This is a genomic window from Phocaeicola sp. RTP21198st1_B8_RTP21198_201120 (assembly GCF_040929485.1).
Taxonomy (GTDB): domain Bacteria; phylum Bacteroidota; class Bacteroidia; order Bacteroidales; family Bacteroidaceae; genus Phocaeicola; species Phocaeicola dorei.
This window is the reverse complement of the sequence record NZ_JBCOCI010000246.1, coordinates 1,329-1,830: the sequence shown is the minus strand read 5'-3', so window position 1 is coordinate 1,830 and position 502 is coordinate 1,329.

Here is a 502-nt window from a genome sequence, read left to right as displayed (position 1 = left end):
AATCATACCCAAAATGTCATTCAATATACGATACAGAAAAGAATTTGTTCACTATAGAATAACTCCGGATATAAAGTTTCAATGAATTTGAACTCAGCAAATACTACATAGTGAAAAATATTTACCATACTATCATTTATTTTTATATTAAGCTAATTTTCAATAAGATAAGTGTGATAGATGATTTCTCAAACAGGTATCTATCATACCCCTACTGCATCCGCTTTAGTGTAGTATCATGGAAAAACACCCATATGAAGCCACAAGAATATTCACTTTATAGGATGATAACTTGTATTTGGCAGCTAAATAATACATTGGAAACGGTAATCTTTTTATAGCCTACATATGTAGGCTGTACAGCCCTGGCTATCAAAGTGGGATTATTAAGCCATACAAGCCGGATTTATATAGATTCATTGCAACAAAAACAAGCCATCTTACGCCTGTTTGAACCTTATTGGACTATTTTATTGATGAGAGATACCCGCTTTTTGGTGGT